The organism is Nitrosomonas sp., from assembly GCF_043753625.1.
Classification (GTDB): Bacteria; Pseudomonadota; Gammaproteobacteria; order Burkholderiales; family Nitrosomonadaceae; genus Nitrosomonas.
On the sequence record NZ_JAYUWI010000050.1, the window covers coordinates 1 to 17,282 of the forward strand.

The 17,282-nt window shown below is 45.8% G+C and carries 21 protein-coding genes and 1 pseudogene; 13 read left to right on the forward strand and 9 right to left on the reverse strand.

The genetic code is table 11. The features are described from left to right. Positions 1-180 precede the first annotated feature (180 nt). Positions 181-1,221 carry a DNA polymerase III subunit delta' gene (gene holB / locus ACH10T_RS04810; protein ID WP_394808188.1) on the reverse strand — a complete coding sequence of 347 codons (1,041 nt, stop codon included), beginning with the start codon at positions 1,219-1,221 and terminating at the stop codon, positions 181-183. Beyond that, on the reverse strand, positions 1,214-1,840 hold the full coding sequence (tmk, locus tag ACH10T_RS04815; protein ID WP_394808189.1) for a dTMP kinase: 627 nt from the start codon (positions 1,838-1,840) through the stop codon (positions 1,214-1,216). The genes holB and tmk overlap by 8 nt, the downstream gene beginning before the upstream one ends. 72 nt (positions 1,841-1,912) lie before the next feature. Between tmk and ampD the strand changes: the two genes are divergently transcribed. The 3 genes from ampD (at position 1,913) to ACH10T_RS04830 (ending at position 3,226) form a co-directional block, all read left to right on the forward strand. After that, positions 1,913-2,503, forward strand: coding sequence for a 1,6-anhydro-N-acetylmuramyl-L-alanine amidase AmpD (ampD, locus tag ACH10T_RS04820; protein WP_394808208.1), 591 nt, complete (start codon positions 1,913-1,915; stop codon positions 2,501-2,503). 112 nt (positions 2,504-2,615) lie between these two features. Then, entirely contained in the window at positions 2,616-2,906 is a 291-nt protein-coding gene (locus ACH10T_RS04825; protein WP_394808190.1) for a BrnT family toxin, read from the forward strand. A 35-nt stretch (positions 2,907-2,941) separates the two neighbouring features. Continuing rightward, on the forward strand, positions 2,942-3,226 hold the full coding sequence (locus ACH10T_RS04830) for a BrnA antitoxin family protein (protein WP_394808191.1): 285 nt from the start codon (positions 2,942-2,944) through the stop codon (positions 3,224-3,226). A gap of 120 nt (positions 3,227-3,346) precedes the next feature. Here ACH10T_RS04830 and ACH10T_RS04835 read toward each other — a convergent pair whose 3' ends face one another. The 4 genes from ACH10T_RS04835 to queG form a co-directional block, all read right to left on the reverse strand. Continuing rightward, entirely contained in the window at positions 3,347-3,880 is a 534-nt protein-coding gene (locus ACH10T_RS04835) for a hypothetical protein (RefSeq protein ID WP_394808192.1), read from the reverse strand. Positions 3,881-4,077: 197 nt separating this feature from the next. Beyond that, positions 4,078-5,004 carry a D-hexose-6-phosphate mutarotase gene (locus ACH10T_RS04840; RefSeq protein WP_394808193.1) on the reverse strand — a complete coding sequence of 309 codons (927 nt, stop codon included), beginning with the start codon at positions 5,002-5,004 and terminating at the stop codon, positions 4,078-4,080. A 32-nt stretch (positions 5,005-5,036) separates the two neighbouring features. After that, positions 5,037-6,248 (reverse strand): formate-dependent phosphoribosylglycinamide formyltransferase, encoded by a 1,212-nt coding sequence (gene purT, locus ACH10T_RS04845; protein ID WP_394808194.1) that lies wholly within the window; start codon positions 6,246-6,248, stop codon positions 5,037-5,039. After that, entirely contained in the window at positions 6,241-7,356 is a 1,116-nt protein-coding gene (queG, locus tag ACH10T_RS04850) for a tRNA epoxyqueuosine(34) reductase QueG (protein ID WP_394808195.1), read from the reverse strand. Before queG ends, purT begins: the two co-directional genes overlap by 8 nt. Between queG and tsaE the strand changes: the two genes are divergently transcribed. From tsaE to hpnA, 10 genes are all read left to right on the forward strand, one after another. Beyond that, positions 7,351-7,857: a tRNA (adenosine(37)-N6)-threonylcarbamoyltransferase complex ATPase subunit type 1 TsaE gene (gene tsaE, locus ACH10T_RS04855; protein ID WP_394808196.1), complete on the forward strand. Its 507-nt coding sequence runs from the start codon at positions 7,351-7,353 to the stop codon at positions 7,855-7,857. The genes queG and tsaE overlap by 6 nt on opposite strands. Continuing rightward, entirely contained in the window at positions 7,821-9,269 is a 1,449-nt protein-coding gene (locus ACH10T_RS04860; protein WP_394808197.1) for an N-acetylmuramoyl-L-alanine amidase, read from the forward strand. Before tsaE ends, ACH10T_RS04860 begins: the two co-directional genes overlap by 37 nt. A gap of 168 nt (positions 9,270-9,437) precedes the next feature. Beyond that, entirely contained in the window at positions 9,438-10,601 is a 1,164-nt protein-coding gene (locus ACH10T_RS04865) for an ABC transporter permease (protein ID WP_394808198.1), read from the forward strand. A gap of 4 nt (positions 10,602-10,605) precedes the next feature. Continuing rightward, positions 10,606-11,415, forward strand: coding sequence for an ABC transporter ATP-binding protein (locus ACH10T_RS04870; protein WP_394808199.1), 810 nt, complete (start codon positions 10,606-10,608; stop codon positions 11,413-11,415). Then, complete coding sequence (locus tag ACH10T_RS04875) at positions 11,388-12,287, forward strand: MlaD family protein (RefSeq protein WP_394808200.1); 900 nt, start codon at positions 11,388-11,390, stop codon at positions 12,285-12,287. Before ACH10T_RS04870 ends, ACH10T_RS04875 begins: the two co-directional genes overlap by 28 nt. Then, on the forward strand, positions 12,284-12,919 hold the full coding sequence (locus tag ACH10T_RS04880; protein WP_394808201.1) for an ABC-type transport auxiliary lipoprotein family protein: 636 nt from the start codon (positions 12,284-12,286) through the stop codon (positions 12,917-12,919). The genes ACH10T_RS04875 and ACH10T_RS04880 overlap by 4 nt, the downstream gene beginning before the upstream one ends. Positions 12,920-13,009: 90 nt before the next feature. Continuing rightward, entirely contained in the window at positions 13,010-13,138 is a 129-nt protein-coding gene (locus tag ACH10T_RS04885) for a lipoprotein (RefSeq protein ID WP_394808202.1), read from the forward strand. Then, on the forward strand, positions 13,135-14,388 hold the full coding sequence (gene lysA, locus ACH10T_RS04890; RefSeq protein ID WP_394808203.1) for a diaminopimelate decarboxylase: 1,254 nt from the start codon (positions 13,135-13,137) through the stop codon (positions 14,386-14,388). The genes ACH10T_RS04885 and lysA overlap by 4 nt, the downstream gene beginning before the upstream one ends. Positions 14,389-14,459: 71 nt before the next feature. Continuing rightward, entirely contained in the window at positions 14,460-15,518 is a 1,059-nt protein-coding gene (locus ACH10T_RS04895; RefSeq protein WP_394808204.1) for a phytoene/squalene synthase family protein, read from the forward strand. Between the two features lie 58 nt (positions 15,519-15,576). Beyond that, positions 15,577-16,566 carry a hopanoid-associated sugar epimerase gene (gene hpnA, locus ACH10T_RS04900; protein ID WP_394808205.1) on the forward strand — a complete coding sequence of 330 codons (990 nt, stop codon included), beginning with the start codon at positions 15,577-15,579 and terminating at the stop codon, positions 16,564-16,566. Between the two features lie 57 nt (positions 16,567-16,623). On the opposite strand, the gene ACH10T_RS04905 is transcribed toward hpnA, so the two are convergent. The 3 genes and pseudogenes from ACH10T_RS04905 to ACH10T_RS04915 all read right to left on the reverse strand — a co-directional run. Further along, entirely contained in the window at positions 16,624-16,815 is a 192-nt protein-coding gene (locus tag ACH10T_RS04905) for a DUF3330 domain-containing protein (protein ID WP_394808206.1), read from the reverse strand. A 95-nt stretch (positions 16,816-16,910) separates the two neighbouring features. Next, on the reverse strand, positions 16,911-17,033 hold the full coding sequence (locus tag ACH10T_RS04910; RefSeq protein WP_394808207.1) for a hypothetical protein: 123 nt from the start codon (positions 17,031-17,033) through the stop codon (positions 16,911-16,913). Continuing rightward, positions 17,033-17,282 (reverse strand): annotated as a pseudogene (locus ACH10T_RS04915) (hypothetical protein); the annotation flags it as partial. The gene ACH10T_RS04910 and the pseudogene ACH10T_RS04915, both read right to left, overlap by 1 nt.

Genomic DNA, 17,282 nt, shown 5'->3' on the forward strand with positions numbered 1-17,282 from the left:
TCCTTCGCTACCAGACCAATCGACTTTCCCATCTTCACTTGCTTGACCGCTTGCTCCTTGAACTCGATCGTGTATTCCTGCTTCGGTATCTTCTTCATCGTCTTCCTCACAAATGTAACGTTAATTGTACGTCACCCTTGGAAGACTATTTCTCGGGGGAAGCTCAGTGAGAAGAAGTGATTATTTATTACGCATCATCGCGGCATAGTCGATGAACAGCTCTTCCAGAAATAAGCGGGGATTCAGCGGATGATGCGACAGTTGTTGCTTGGTATTTAAAGCCCGGGTAAAGGTAATGCATTCCAGCAAGTCAATTTGTCCGCTCAGTGTTTTAATTGGAGTCAACTGGTTCAAGTAGTAGCGGATTTTTCCGGTGGTGCGATAACTGACCAAGTCATAGCACCACTTTTGCAGCCAGTTGACGACAACAGAGAGATTCGTTTGCTGCAAGGCAGCGGCCAGAGAAAGCGGATCCAGCTGGTTGGGGCGGCCGATCTGCTGGATGAATTGCTCGTATTGTGTTGCATTTTCTCCTTTGCCCAGCAACAACGCAGATACCGGAGAAAAACCGGCGGCAGCCAGGCAAGCTTCCGGATCACTGACCGCCTGCTGTTTTAACCATGCCACAGAAGTTTCCACATCCGGTATCGGCATGGCGATCTGCTGGCAGCGGCTGCGTATTGTCGGTAGTAAATGCTGCGCTTGATGCGTGATCAGAATAAACAAAACGTGTTCCGGCGGTTCCTCGAGTTTTTTTAACAGCGCATTGGCGGATGCCGTATTCATCGCCTCAGCCGGATAAATCAGGATAACTTTGTAACCGTTTTGATGCCCGGTCATATAAACAAAATCAGTCAGTTTGCGAATCTGATCGATACCGATTTGCTGGCTGGCGGGTTTCTTGGTTGCAGCACTGCCGGATTTTTCCTCACCCTCTTCTTTTTCGCTATGCTCACCTGGATTGACTGTTAACGCTTCCGGCATGACCGGATAAAAATTTGGATGGCTACTTTGCTCAAACCATCCACAGCTTAAACATTCCCCGCACGCTTTATGCGCTGCAGTCGGCGCTGTGCATAGCAATGATTTCGCCAGTTGGCGCGCAAATTCATATTTGCCGATTCCCTTTTTCCCTTTGAGCAATAAGGCATGTCCGAGAAATTTACGGTTCTGCGTCAATTTCTGCCAGATTTCCTGTTGCCAGATAAAAATATCAGCCATGATTCAGCACGCATTGTAGTGTTCGTTCAACCGCAGCTTTGACTTCGGCCAAAGATTGGCTGCTGTCGATGAGCTTTATCCGATCAGGAAATTGTTTGGCTCTGTTTAGATAAGCGGCACGCACACGCTGGAAAAAACCGGCTTGTTCTTGCTCGAATCGATCCATACTCCCTCCTTGACTAACACGCTGTCGCCCTACTTCCACCGGCACATCGAAATACAGCGTTAAGTCCGGTTGCAAATCGCCTTGCACCCAATGTTCCAAGATATCCAGCTTACCGGCATCCAGCTCCCTACCCCCGCCTTGATACGCAAAGCTGGCATCGGTAAAGCGATCCGATATTACCCACTGACCTTCCTTTAATGCTGGCAAGATCACTCTCCCAAGGTGCTCACGGCGTGCAGCGAACATCAGCAGCGCTTCTGTTTCAGGATAAATCATGAGTGATCCATCAAGCAACATATCACGCAGTTTCTCCCCCAAAGCGGTCCCACCCGGCTCGCGGGTAACCACAGTGGGAATTCCAACACGTTGCAATAGCTCGACAATCCAGGCAAGCTGAGTCGATTTACCCGCACCATCAATGCCTTCCAGCGTAATGAATTTGCCTTGCTTCATGCGATTCCGGTTTTCAAGTGTTGTTAAGGTAAGCTACCATGCATGGACATACAATTATTAATCCATTCTATCATGCACATTGATGCTCACGGCTTGCTCGACACCTCTCAATTTATCGCCTCACCCAATTATGATGAACGTCCGACGGGCACGGAAATCAGCTTATTGGTGATCCACAACATCAGCCTCCCGCCGAACGAATTTGGCGGCGATGGCGTGATTGAATTATTTACCAACCAAATCAACCCGCAGGCGCATCCGTATTATCAATCCTTGCAAGGACTCAAAGTATCCGCGCATTTTTTTATCCGCCGGGACGGCACGACAATACAGTTTGTGTCCTGTCATGATCGTGCCTGGCATGCCGGTGCATCCAGTTGGCAAGGTAAAGATCGCTGCAATGATTACTCGATCAGCATTGAACTGGAAGGCAGTGATACAACAGCGTTTACCGATGCGCAATATACCGCCTTAGCTGCCTTGACGCAGTGCTTGTGCGCCCACTACCCGATCAAGGATATCGCCGGGCATTCCGACATCGCCCCCGGCCGCAAAACCGATCCAGGGCCCTATTTTTATTGGCAGCGCTATACCGCCGGAATAAATCGTAGTGACTTATTCCGTACAGCCGGGCATGTCTCAATAGGCCATGAAAAACTGTAGCACTGCCCAACTTTGATCAGCAACCTCATAGCTCACCACACAGAAGAAATTTTAGGAAAGAATCTGATTGACTAAAATTCCAGTTTGATGTTTCAGTCGTTGTATGGCCGTTATGTCAAGACATAACCCTGGCGTGCCCAGAAATAACTTGATCAAGATTATTTTTGTATGCACAATTATGTATGTGAAAATCACATTCGATCCCACCAAAGATGCTGCCAATATCGCCAAACATGGCGTATCAATGGCGCTGGCTTCTGAACTTGACTGGGAATCCGCTCAATTGTGGCAGGATACGCGCATGGAATACGGTGAAATACGCATCATCGCCCTCGCGCTCATCAAAACAACGCGTATTTTATGTGGCATTCACCGACCGCGGCGACTATCGCCGCATTATTAGCCTGCGTAAGGCAAATGCTAGAGAGGTTAAACGCTATGTATCTCAAGACTAAATCAGGCAAAAAAGTGTATTTGCCGACACCGGAAGAAGATGAAGCCATCACCGCAGCCGCGATGTCCGATCCGGATGCTTTACCGCTGACCGATGCCGAGTTTGCGAAATTGAAACGAGTAGGCCGTCCGCGCGCCGCTGTAACCAAAGAACGGATTACTATCCGTTTATCGCGCGAAGTGGTCGAATCGTTCCGCGCTACCGGCAGCGGCTGGCAGACACGCATGGATGAAGCGCTCATGGAGTGGCTACGGGAGCATCGTTCATGACTGCCAGGCGAACGTGAAACATTTTCGAGGAAATAAAAAGATGCAGTTTATAAATGGCGAGCATTTTGGCCTATCCTCAACACCGTAGGTTTGATGTTGGGCTTTCTTCGGCAGCCCAACCTACGTGCTATTGTTCAGCATTTTTGCACTTATAACTATAAGTTCTTTACAACCGTAAATACCAACTTCATTTACAGTACGTGCGTCAAATTTATCTCCTTTAGTATCTGGTCGATTTACACCAATGTCCAGGAATATTCTCCCAGTCTCTTTAGATTCTAAAAGCCATTCTTGTGAATAAGTATATGGCTGGACAAATGGTTCAAGTTGCAATCTCACTTTATGAATAAATACCCAAGCAGGCATATTTGGAGAAACTGATTCAGAAAATCGTTTTCCATTTTTTCCTAACAAAACAGTTGAATCAATAATTATGCTTTCAGATGAGTCAAAGAGAGTTAAAAAATCTCGACCAATTTCAGAATTTTTCCGTTCTTCCATAGATAAAATTGGCGATGTAAACGCAGTGCCATCTGATACCCTTCGAACAAGTTCTTTCAATAGAAGACGTAAATCATTTCGGGTCCATATAATAATGCCAACTATTAAAAGTGGCCATTTTATGGTTTCAATTAAATTTATTACTTCGCCCACGCTAATCAGTATCCTATTAGAACAAAAGAACGTATAAGGTTAAAAAAGGTTCTTCTATTAATTTGAAGCAATCACAAGTAGATAATTGTAACTTGCAATCACTTCATCGATTTATTAAATATAAAGAGTCAGAATAAAAACGTAAACTCATAGTTGTCAGTTAAGTTTCATAGTCATACGATTCTAATCGCCTCATTTTAATTTCGAATTAACCAATAATTCGCTGTTAAGCGGCACTCCCCACCCGGCGCAACTTCCACAACATCGTTCGCCGCATTGGTAGTTTCAACACACAACAGACGTTGATAATCGGCATCTTCCAAATCCGCCATATCTTTGGCGATTTTCTCCCACGGATTCCATACCACGGCGGTTTTGCTGCCTTGGGAGGTGATTTGAATGCGGCGGTTGAGTGCGCCGTCGTCGATGGTCAGGGTATTGCTGACATTTAAATAAATACGGTCGACTTCGGCGTCGATGGTCACGTCTCCGGTTTGATGTTTTTGCGCGTTGCCGCCACCGGCTTTGTCGAGATAGTCACAACCGGTCAGTCCCAATACTTTTGCACGAGTAATATCGCCGACTTTGAAATAGGTATGGAACGCTTGGGTAATGGTGAACTTTTCCTTGCCGGTGTTGCGCGTAATCAATGACAGGTTCAAGGTGTCGCCGATTACGATTTCCTGCCGCAGGCTGAACGAGTGCGGCCAGATGGCTTGCGTTTCCGCTGTATCATCCAGCCCAACGGTAACTTTGATATCGCCATTTGTCAACGCTTCGGTGGCTACCACATTCCAGCCGCGGTTGCGCACAAAACCATGCCCTGGCCTTCCCTTGCCTTCCGGATCGGCACCGAACCACGGCCAGCAAATTGGGGCGCCGCCTTTGATCGCTTTGCCGTCCTGGTAATACGCTTTCGCGCTCAAGAACATCACATCTTCCGGCTCACCGGCGGGCTGATACGACAATACCTGACCGGCGTGAATCGAGATCAGGGCTTTGGCTTTGGCTTTGGCTTTGGCTTTGGCAGTTTTGACTTGAATCATCGGCAGTCCACCGTTGCCTGCGATAAATTCCACCTGGCCTGCAATACCGAATTGCGTGTTGAGTTGTTCGATCGTCATGATTTTCCTTTATTAAATTGTTGTTTGATTTTCTATGGTTGAATAGGTTTTACCCGGCTGGCTGCAAGTTTAGCACGACTCCGCGCTTCGTCTGTATTGGCGCCGTTCGCTAATGCAACCCCCATACGACGGCGCATAAACGACTCGGGTTTGCCGAACAAACGTAAATCGCTTTGCGGCACGCTGAGTGCTTCGACAACACCGGAGAATGCAATGCCATTGGCTTCGAGTTGTCCGTAAATCACCGCGCTGGCACCCGGCGCATGCAAGGAAGTATCCACCGGCAATCCCAATATGGCGCGTGCATGCAAATCAAATTCACTTTGCTTCTGGCTGCACATTGTCACCATGCCGGTATCATGCGGACGCGGGCTGACTTCGCTGAACCAGACTTGGTCGCCTTGGATAAACAATTCCACGCCGAATATGCCAAGACCGCCCAGATTACCGGTAATTTCCCGGGCAATTTCACGCGCACGTTGCAATGCCACCGGCGACATTGCTTGCGGTTGCCAGCTTTCGACGTAATCGCCATGCACCTGCACATGCCCGATCGGTTCGCAGAAGTGCGTTTTCACATCGCCATTCGTATCCAGCGCGCGCACCGTCAGTTGCGTGATTTCGTAATCAAAATGAATCACGCCTTCGACAATTACCCGGCCTTGATTGACGCGGCTGCCGCTCGCGGCATAATCCCAAGCCGCTTCGACCTCCCCGGCATGGTCAATGCGCGATTGCCCTTTTCCGGATGACGACATGACCGGTTTCACGATACAGGGATAACCGATTTTGCCGTCAATCGCGGCGCGCAATTCATCCAGGCTGTTGGCAAAAGCGTAAGGCGAAGTCGGTAAACCCAGTGTCTCTGCCGCCAAGCAGCGGATGCCTTCGCGATTCATCGTTAGCCTGGCGGCACACGCGGTTGGGATTACTTTGGCTATGCCCATTTGTTCAATCTCAACCAGCACATCGGTCGCAATCGCCTCAATTTCCGGAACGATGATATCGGGCTGCTCTTGTTCAATCAAAGCGCGTAGTGCCTGGCTGTCCGCCATATTGATCACATGCGCGCGATGCGCCACCTGCTGCCCTGGTGCGTTGGCGTAGCGATCTACCGCAATGGTTTCGACACCCAGACGTTGCAAAGCGATAATGACTTCCTTGCCGAGTTCACCGCTGCCCAACAACATAACTTTGGTGGCTGACGGACTCAGCGGTGTACCGATAATCGATCGTTTATTCATGGTATGTTTCCTCAGTTGCCGTTCTTTTCGTATTCTGTTGTTGTAATGCCCATTGCACATGCTCGCGCACTAAGGCGGAAGCATCATCCAGCCGGGCTTGTAGTGCTTTAACGATTGCGCTCGAGTAAGGCGCATTGCCTAAGCCGACGGCGATATTGCGCAACCATTGCGGATGACCAATGCGGCGGATTGCACTGCCAGCCAGTTTCGCCTCAAACGTTGCCTGATCCCAACCGAATAATTCAACCAGCGACACATCATCCATGCCATTGCGCACATGAAAGTCGTTTTCGTTGGTGATTTGGGCGAATTTATTCCACGGGCATACCAATTGGCAATCATCGCATCCATAAATGCGATTGCCAATCAACGGGCGTAACGCTTCCGGGATATTGTCTTTGAGTTCGATGGTGAGATAGGAAATACAACGCCGCGCGTCGACCTGATACGGTGCGACAATCGCTTGTGTCGGGCAAATATCGATACATTTGGAACAACTGCCGCAATAATTTCCGGTCTCATCGTCAACGGGTAGTGGCAAATCCACATACATTTCACCGAGGAAAAACATCGAACCCGCCTGACGAGACAACAATAAAGTATGCTTGCCCCGCCAACCCAATCCGGATTTCTGCGCCCACGCGACTTCCATCACCGGTGCGCTATCGGAAAAAACGCGGTAATTAAATGGTCCCGTTTCTGCCGTCATTTTATCGGCCAGCTGCTGCAAGCGTGCGCGCAAAACCTTATGGTAATCGCGGCCCAACGCGTAACGCGAAATAAATGCCTGTTCACCCGTATTGATCACATCCCAGCTATTTTTAGCAGACGGCGGCGCATAATTCATACACACGGAAATAATCCGCTGCGTTCCGGGCTCAAGTTCGGCAGGCCGGGTACGCTTGGTACCATGTTTCGCCATATAATCCATGTCGCCATGATATCCTTGCTCCAGCCAATGGAATAAACCGGATTCCACCGCTGCCATATCTACAAGCGCGTCGGCAATTCGGATATCGTAAAACCCGAGTTCCTTGCCCCATACTTTAATGGCAGCCGCTAAGGCGGCATAATCAGGTAATTTATTTGTTGAGATATTCTCTTGCATAGTGATCATTCTACAGATTCTGAACCAGTACAGAACCTGACTTATTATCTCGCTGATGAAGCAGCGATGTTAGCTCTTGGTAAAAAAATGGCTGTCGCCTTGCATGCCGGATTGATTATTTATCTGTTTGGCAATCTCGGAGCAGGGAAAACAACACTGACGCGCGGTATTTTACACGGCCTCGACTATCATCATGTAGTCAAAAGTCCTACCTATAATTTAGTTGAAATCTATAAAATTTCTAAGTTATACTTGTATCACTTTGATTTTTATCGGTTCAATGATTACTTTGAATGGGAAGAAGCAGGCTTCCGCGAATATTTTAATTCAGACTCAATTTGTGTGGTGGAATGGCCTGAAAAAGCCGGTGATTTGTTGCCAAAAGCTGATCTACAGCTTTTCTTCAGCATTCTTGAAACCGGCCGGAGTATTGAAATCCGGGCTGGCACAGAAACAGGAAAACGATGCTTGATACAATGGAAAAATCAGAAAACAGTATGATCGTATATTGTAATGGCGGGAAGCTTGCATCCATAGAAAATGTCTTTTTGACATTCTTTATTCTGATCTTTATATTTCTAAGCCCGTCTGTTCTGGCTGTGGACACCACTGTTCAATCTGTGCGTGTTGGATTAACACCCGACTATACCCGTATCACATTGGAATCCAATCAGCCGCTTGAGTATGAATTAAGTATGCTGGAGAATCCGCATCGCGTTATTATCGATTTAAGTCGCACCAAGCTTTCTCAGGCACTTGCCATGCTACCTCAGAAAGTCGATGCCATCGACCCTTTTGTGCAGAAAATTCGTGTCGGTCAGTTTACTCCCCATGTTATCCGGCTGGTATTCGATCTAAAATCAAATGTTGTGCCACGCACATTTGTAATTGAACCCAAGGAAAATTTTGCGCATCGACTGGTATTGGACATTTATCATCCGGACAAAGCCACCAAAGCCGATTTGAATGCTCGCATCAATCCCGCCGCCACCGCTGATTTCGAGAACGACGTTCTGGATGAATTGGTTGCCACGTTGGTACAAAACAGCAATAAGCAAAAAACAAATCAGATGCCGCTGATTCGCCCGCATTCATCCAAACCGCAGCTCAATCCAGCCAAGAAACCTGACAGCTTTCAAGCAGCAAAAAACCGCAAACCCAGTACGACGCCACAGAAAAGCTTGGTTCCTCGGATTATCATCGTGGCGATTGATCCCGGTCATGGCGGCAAAGATCCAGGCGCAGTGGGTTACCAAGGCACCCACGAAAAAGACATTACTTTGGCAATTGCCAGAAGGCTTAAAGAGCGCATCGACAAAGAACCGAATATGCGTGCTGTTCTGACTCGTGACGACGATTATTATATTTCACTGCCGCAGCGGCGTATTAATGCCCGGCGTGCCAATGCGGATTTGTTTGTATCGATACATGCAGACGCCAATCCTAAGGCGCACGCACACGGCTCCTCGGTATTTACCTTATCCGAGCATGGTGCCACATCAACTACGGCCAGTTGGCTTGCTAATAAGGAAAACAGTGTCGATAGCGATTTGATGAGCGGCATTGACATCACATCAAAATCAAAAGCTATTAGAGAGTTGCTATTGGATCTGTCACTTAGTGCAACCATTAATGATAGCGTCAAATTGGCTGAATATGTTCTGAAACAACTGGGTGGCATTAATCATTTACATAAAAGAAATGTCGAGCAAGCCGGTTTTGCCGTACTTAAATCCCCTGACATCCCTTCCATTCTGGTGGAGACAGCTTTTCTCAGTAATCCGAAAGAAGAAGAGAAGTTACGCAGTAAAAACTACCAAGATAAAATGGCTGATGCGATGTATCTAGGGATTAAAAAATACTTTGCGGACAATCCGGCATTAGCACGCTCTGAAATGGCTCAAGTAAAATAAACACGTTTATTGCTTGAAGACTTTTATTCAGCGTAATCTGTTTCACAATAACCCTATACAATAGTTTTTCTTGTTCTGGCAGATCATGGAACGCTTGATGTAGGCTATCGAGAACCCTGCTTAGTTAATAATTTATCGCTATTGGTTATAAACATAATTGGCGTTTCTATGAATCAGACCAAGCCAAATTCAACACGCACCAGCCATTCTCAGAAAACGATGAACCAGTGGCATCAACTTTGCACTAAACAGGGCTATCCACATATTAGCCTAACGGGTAATTACACTTTAGCGGCGCTGGAACGCATTTGGGAACCGCTAGCTGCCGAGCTGACTCAGCAAGCCGAAAATAAGAATCTTTATTGGGATTTAACGGGTATTCAGCAAATGGATACCACGGGTACAGCTATGTTATGGCGCGCCTGGAAAGCGCAACGCCCCGAACATTTACAATTGCGTCCTGAACATGAAAAAATGTTTAAACGGTTGGAAAATCTTCCTAATCTCCAACCGGAAGGTAAACGGAGAGATTTGCTATGGCCTATAACAACTTTAGGCGGATTAGCGCTACTTTTATGGCAGCATACTCTGAGTCTGATTATATTAATTGGCCAGTTGCTGATTGATGTTATTTACTTAATTCGGCATCCTGTTTATATTCCGTGGCGTGAAATTTCTGCAAACTTATATCGCACCGGCGCACAAGCGTTGGGCATCACAGCTTTGGTCGGATTTCTGATTGGTATCGTAATCAGTTATCTCTCTTCCAAACAATTACAGCTATTTGGCGCAGACATCTTCATTATTAATCTATTGGGAATTAGCATTATCCGTGAATTGGGTCCAATGCTAGCTGCAATCCTGGTAGCCGGCCGTTCCGGTTCATCCATGACAGCACAACTCGGTGTCATGCGCGTAACCCAGGAATTGGATGCTTTGACTGTTATGGGGATCTCGCATAGCCAGCGCCTGATATTACCCAAAGTTCTTGGCCTCGGCATCGCAATGCCATTATTAGTTATGTGGACCAGTGCGATCGCCTTGCTGGGTGGCATGGTCGCAGCAGAATTACAGCTAGGTTTAAACTACCGATATTTTCTAACCGCATTACCGGATTCTGTGCCCATAGCCAATTTGTGGCTAGGACTGGGGAAAGGGGTTGTATGCGGTATGGTCATTGCGCTGATTGCGTGTCATTTTGGTCTAAGGATCAAACCCAACACGGAAAGCCTGGGTGAAGGCACCACTTCTTCTGTTGTAACAGCTATTACAGTGGTCATTATTATCGATGCGATTTTTGCAATTGTATTTTCCGATGTAGGGCTTGCCTAGAAAAATGACAAATCCGGAATACATCATTGAAATTGAATCGCTATACACCCGCTTTGGTAATCTGGTTGTCCATAAAGATATCAATTTATGTGTTTTACGTGGGGAAGTACTGACGTTGATCGGAGGCTCAGGGAGCGGGAAAACGACATTGTTACGCCAAATGCTTGGCCTGGAACAACCATCCCAAGGCAATGTTAAAATTTTTGGGAGATCCCGGGGAGATCCCGGCTTTATTCTGCAGAAAAAGAAAATACGAAGCCGCTCCGGTGTGCTTTTTCAGCAAGGTGCGCTATTTAGCGCATTGTCTGTATTTGATAATGTTGCTTTGCCGTTACGTGAATTGCACACCCTCAGTGAAGAAATGATTCGCGACTTAGTTATGATCAAATTGGATATGGTGGCAATCGGACCTGAACATGCGAATAAAATGCCTGCCGCCCTATCCGGTGGAATGATCAAACGTATTGCTCTGGCACGGGCTCTGGCATTAGATCCTGAACTATTATTTCTCGACGAGCCTACTGCCGGATTGGACCCAGAATTAAGTGAAAGCTTTGTAGAACTGATTCTCGCATTGCGCAGTGAAATGGATCTAACAATTGTCATGGTGACACATGATCTTGATACACTGGTAGCATTATCCGATCGGATTGCAGTCCTAGCTGATCAACAGATCGTTATAACAGGCACCTTGGATAAAGTATGCAACTTTCAGCACCCATTTATTACTAGCTTCTTTAAAAGCATACGACATAGTATTGATCAAAAAAATTATCCGGAGCAAACATGGAAAACCGCGCCCATGCCCTCGTAGCAGGCATATTTGTTATTTTCCTGAGTATCACAGTGACTTTAGTCGCGGTATGGTTCAGCGGTAACAATATCCAACGCAATGCTTATCTCGTAGTGACTAAAGAATCTGTGGGTGGGCTCAACCCGCAATCCGCTGTCCATTATCGCGGCGTTAATATTGGCAAGGTTGAAAATATCGAATTTGATCCGGATGATCCGCATCAGATTCTGATTCATATCTCGGTTGATGAGAATGTTAGGCTTCAGAATACTATTTATGCACAACTGGGCTATCAAGGCGTCACTGGATTGGCTTATATACAGCTCAACGATAATGGCACTGGTGATGAGCAATTGCCCAGCGACGCACAAATCCCAATGCGCCGCTCGTTACTCGATGAGGTGACGGGATCAGGCCAAGACTTGCTCAGCAATGTGAATCAATTGGTACTAAAATTGCATCAATTGCTGGACGACCAGAATCAAACACATGTCTCGCAAATTCTTCAGAATATCGAAAAGGCTACCAGAAATTTTGATGGCATTGCTGGCCGTTTACAGCCTGTATTGGAATCTGTCACCGAGCTATCAACTCAGTCTGCCACCCTGGTTAAGCATTTGGATCAACTATTAGGTGAAATAAATATTACTGCAGCAAAAATTAATCAGAAAGAGGGTATTTTTGACAGCTTGTCTCATAGCACACAGGAATTGGCAACCACGATTCCTGAATTGCGGAAAGTGAGTAACAGCATTGAACGTAATTCAAATAATTTAGATAAAGTATTGAATCAATTGGAAGAAAATCCGCAAAGCTTATTATTTGGCCGTCCTCCATCATTACCTGGCCCTGGAGAAGCCGGCTTTATCCCTCCTGCAGGCAAACTTCAATGACAAAAATTGCTCTATTATTAACTCTTAGCGCTTTCCTGCTCACAGGTTGCGTGGCATTCAATAAATCACAATCCCCAGTTTCTATTTACGATTTCGGCATGCAACAGACGCAGACTACCAAACTGATATCACAGCAAGCACTGCAGCATCGAAAGAGCTTGCTAATTGCCGATGCAACGGCGCCATCATGGCTGGATAACAATGCAATCCATTATCGGTTGCTGTATCAAAATCCCACGCAGTCCTATACGTATGCCAGCAGCCGTTGGATAGCAGCACCCGCTGCCTTGCTTACTCAGCAGATACGCAACCACATCGTTGCCAGTACCAGCGAGCAGGTCATAAAAGACAACAGCACGGCGAAAGCTGATTATGCTTTACATATTGAATTGGAAGAATTTACTCAGCTATTTGATACGATGGACGCGAGCCATATTGTTATTGGTTTGCGTGCCAGCTTAGTTGAACGCAATACACGCAAGCTATTAGCCCAGAAAGATCTCAGCGTAGCTGAAAAAACGCCTACTGCAGATGCAGCAGGCGCCGTATTCGCTTTAAGTTCGGCAAGCAATCAGTTAATTAATGAATTGGTTGCTTGGCTAACCGCTGAATTATCCAACGTTAAGCCTTAGCGTCTACTGCCAAAATTAATCACTGGTTTGATTAATTTACTATTCTCTTATGTTAGTATCCCGTAAATTTATTGCTTCAGGAATTTTCTTATGCGTTTATTGTTTATCATACTGCTTTCAGTCTACCTACTCAGTGCTTGCGGTCTTAAAGGGCCTCTCTATCTTCCAAAAACGGATGAAGCCAGTCGTGCCTCATCTACTGAAATTGAAAAGAAATGAGCGGATTTTCTGAATTTGCCTACCATGACAATGAGCTCTATGTCGAATCTGTGCCGTTAAAACAGATTGCGGATAAATTTGGCACGCCATGCTATGTCTACTCACGATCTGCCTTAACCAAAGCATATCTGGAATTTGATTCTGCTTTTTCTGGACGGAATCATTTAATTTGTTATGCAGTAAAAGCCAACTCTAACATTGCCATACTCAATCTATTGGCACAGCTTGGCAGCGGCTTCGATATCGTATCAGGCGGTGAACTACTTCGGGTTATTAAAGCAGGCGGAGATCCGAAGAAAATAGTTTTCTCCGGGGTTGGTAAGAATACCGACGAGATGCGCTTGGCTCTGGAAACCAATATTCTGTGTTTCAATGTGGAATCTGAAGCGGAATTAATTGCTTTAAATCGGATCGCAAAAGACATGGGCAAAATTGCACCGGTTAGCTTACGCGTAAACCCAAATGTCGATGCAAAAACCCATCCCTACATCTCTACCGGTCTTAAAGAAAATAAATTTGGTATTCCGGCCACTGAAGCTGAAAGAATTTACCAATCCGCTCACCAGTATGCCCACATCCGGTTTACCGGATTAGATTGTCACATTGGCTCGCAACTGACAGAACTTGAACCATTCATGCAAGCGAGTAGCAAAATGCTTAATTTACTCGACACCCTGCAGTCGCAGGGCTTAGCGATTGAACACCTGGATTTAGGAGGTGGCTTAGGCATTCGCTATACAAGTGAAACACCACCGTCGATTAAGGATTATGTTTCCGCACTGTGTGCTAGCACACAACAAGTCAAACAACGCCTTTTAATTGAACCAGGCCGCTCACTCGTGGGTAACTCAGGCATCCTACTGACTCGAATCGAATACCTGAAGCATACACCCGCGCGAAACTTCGCTATTGTCGATGCAGCAATGAATGATTTAATGCGCCCAGCACTCTATGATGCCTATCATGAGATTCTTCCAGTCGCCAGAAACAATGAGGAAATCAAGAACTATCAAGTTGTTGGCCCTGTTTGTGAAACAGGTGATTTTCTGGGTCATGATCGCAAGCTTAGTTTGATCAATGGAGATTTATTGGCAATTATGTCAACCGGTGCCTATGGCATGAGCATGAGTTCAAATTACAATACCCGGCCACGCGCCGCCGAAATTATGGTAGATAAAAACAAAATTCATATCATCCGGGAGCGTGAGACAATTGATCAATTAATCGCTACCGAACGAATCCTGTCTTAATTTAATGGCATAGAATTTGGAGATGCGCTCAATTGTAGTAATATGCCTTATCGTTTTATGACAAATCAGTAATGACAAGCCTTTCTTCTAGTTTCGATGATGAACAGTATCAGGACCATATTTTGCAAGGTGTATCTCGCACTTTTGCATTAACTATTCCACAGCTACCTGAAGCTTTACGCCGTGTTATCGGCAATGCATATCTTCTATGCCGCATCACCGACACCATTGAAGATGATAGCGCTTTAACTTTAGAACAAACCCGGCAGCTATCGCATATGTTCTCTGAAGTGGTGCGTGGCAATGCATCAGCCGAAGATTTTGCACAACAGCTATACCCCTTGCTTTCCGAGCATACAATTCCAGCAGAACATGATTTAATTAAAAATACTCCTGCGGTCATTCGCATCACGCATGGCTTTAATCCGACGCAGCGCAAAGCATTGGAGCGTTGCGTTCGAATCATGGCACAGGGCATGTCCGATTATCAGGAAACAGAATCTCTGGAAGGTCTCAAAGATCTGTCCGCAATGAATCAGTATTGCTATTACGTTGCCGGGGTAGTCGGTGAAATGTTAACCGAGTTATTCTGTGATTATTCAGAGGAAATGAATAGCCAGAAATCGACCCTGATGAAACTTTCCGTATCCTTCGGACAAGGATTGCAGATGACAAATATCCTCAAAGATATTTGGGATGACCGTAAACGCGGCGCTTGCTGGTTACCGCAAGATATTTTTCTTAAAAATGGATTTAATCTCGTTGATTTGCAGCCGGGTACATCCGATACAAAATTCCAGGCCGGATTAGCAGAGTTATTGGGTGTAGCCAAAGGTCATTTACAAGATGCGCTGATATATACCAGTTTGATTCCTCCACAAGAAAAAGGAATTCGCCGGTTCTGTTTATGGGCAATCGGTATGGCGATCCTAACTTTAAATAAAATTAATCAACACCGGGATTTTTCTGAAGGAACTCAAGTTAAAATAAGCCGCCGCAGTGTTAGAGCCACCATTGTAACAACCAGTTTGTTTGCCAGTCAGGATTGGATATTAGAATTACTTTTTAAGCTAACATCCAGCAAGCTCCCTGAAGTGGCTATACACAAGGAAACTTATTTCAGCGATTGAAAAAATAATCAATAACCTGCTTATATAACTTAGAAGTAATACAAAAATACAAAGCATTATGAAATCATTGGTCACTGGTGCAACAGGATTCCTTGGCTCTGCTGTTATGCGATGCTTGCTAACGGCGAATCACGAAGTTCGTGTATTGGTCAGACCAGATAGTGATCGGAAAAACCTGGAAAACTTTTCTGTTGAGATTACTGAGGGTGATCTACGGGATCATCAATCGCTAAGACGCGCAATTAAGGGTTGCGATAATCTGTTTCATGTTGCTGCTGACTATCGTCTTTGGGTTCCTGATCCAGAAACCATGCATGAAATCAACGTCAATGGCACACGTGCACTGATCATGGCAGCGACTGAGGAAGGCATAAAGCGTATTGTTTATACCAGCAGCGTAGCAACGTTAGGTTTAAAACAAGATGGATCTTCTGCTAATGAAGATACACCATCCAATTTCACTGCCATCGCAGGATATTACAAACGTTCTAAATATCTGGCTGAACAAATGGTGAAACAACTGACCGACGATCACCAGTTACCGTTAATCATCGTCAATCCATCAACCCCGATTGGCCCCGGAGACATTCGTCCGACACCAACAGGCCGTATTGTTCTGGATACATTAATGGGCCGAATGCCAGCTTATGTGAATACTGGATTAAATATTGCTCATGTTGACGATATTGCTTATGGTCATTTACTGGCTTATCAACATGGAAAACCGGGAGAGCGTTACATACTGGGTGGTGATAATATGTCATTGCTGCAAATCCTTCAGGCCATTGATGAAATCAATGGGACACAACAAAATCGCATCAATATACCGATCGGCTTAATGCTTCCAATGGCGTGGCTTATGGAAAAGATTGCATCTTTCACACACATTGAACCACGGGCGACCCTGGATAGTATTCATATGGCTAAAAAACTGATGTTCTTCTCCAGTGAAAAAGCACGCCGTGAATTAGGTTATCAATACCGGCCCTCAATTGAAGCACTTAAAGATGCTGTTAAATGGTTTAAAGAGAATGATTACTGCAACTGACTGATTTGTTGCTTTATTTTATATAACATATTAAACTTCAGTGCTCCCCTAACCGAATTACTCAATCCCCCCCGTTGAAGATTCCGGCTCTGCTTTCTGCTTCCTCCATTTATCGTAGCAATCAAGACCGCAGTAGTACACGATATAATCAATCGCCTTGACACTCGTTGCCTCGGATAGTGGTATCTCTTTAAAACACACCTCACAAGCCACTTTCTCCGGCTCAATTATTTTCTTTTGCTCAATCATTTCAAAATCTCCTGACAATGAGAATTGGTTGTGCTTAATTTATCCAATCGTATCTTCTGACAAAAACATCACCCATTTAATCGACGTGAAACTGCTCAAAGCTTTTGCCAGAAACCGGTAATGGCAATATAACCGCTTGGACTTGTCGGCGTGATCAGTATGCCAGCCATCGGTAACATGAATTCTTCTCTGCGTAAACAGGCTTGACCTCTTTGCATTATTGTCCCGGTGGCTGTGGCGCTACTTGCAGCCAGCCTCCCGGACAATTCTTGACATAGGGATAGTAACCATCCGGGTTCTGACAATAGTACCAATAATTGGTTTGTGGCTGAGCCGACTGAATTGGCTGAGCCTGTTGTTGCTGTATATAGACCGGCGGAGTGGTCGGTACGATCACCGGCGGCGGATAATAAAATGGATAACCAAACCCACTCATGCCATATCCACCAAATCCATACCCTCCGTAC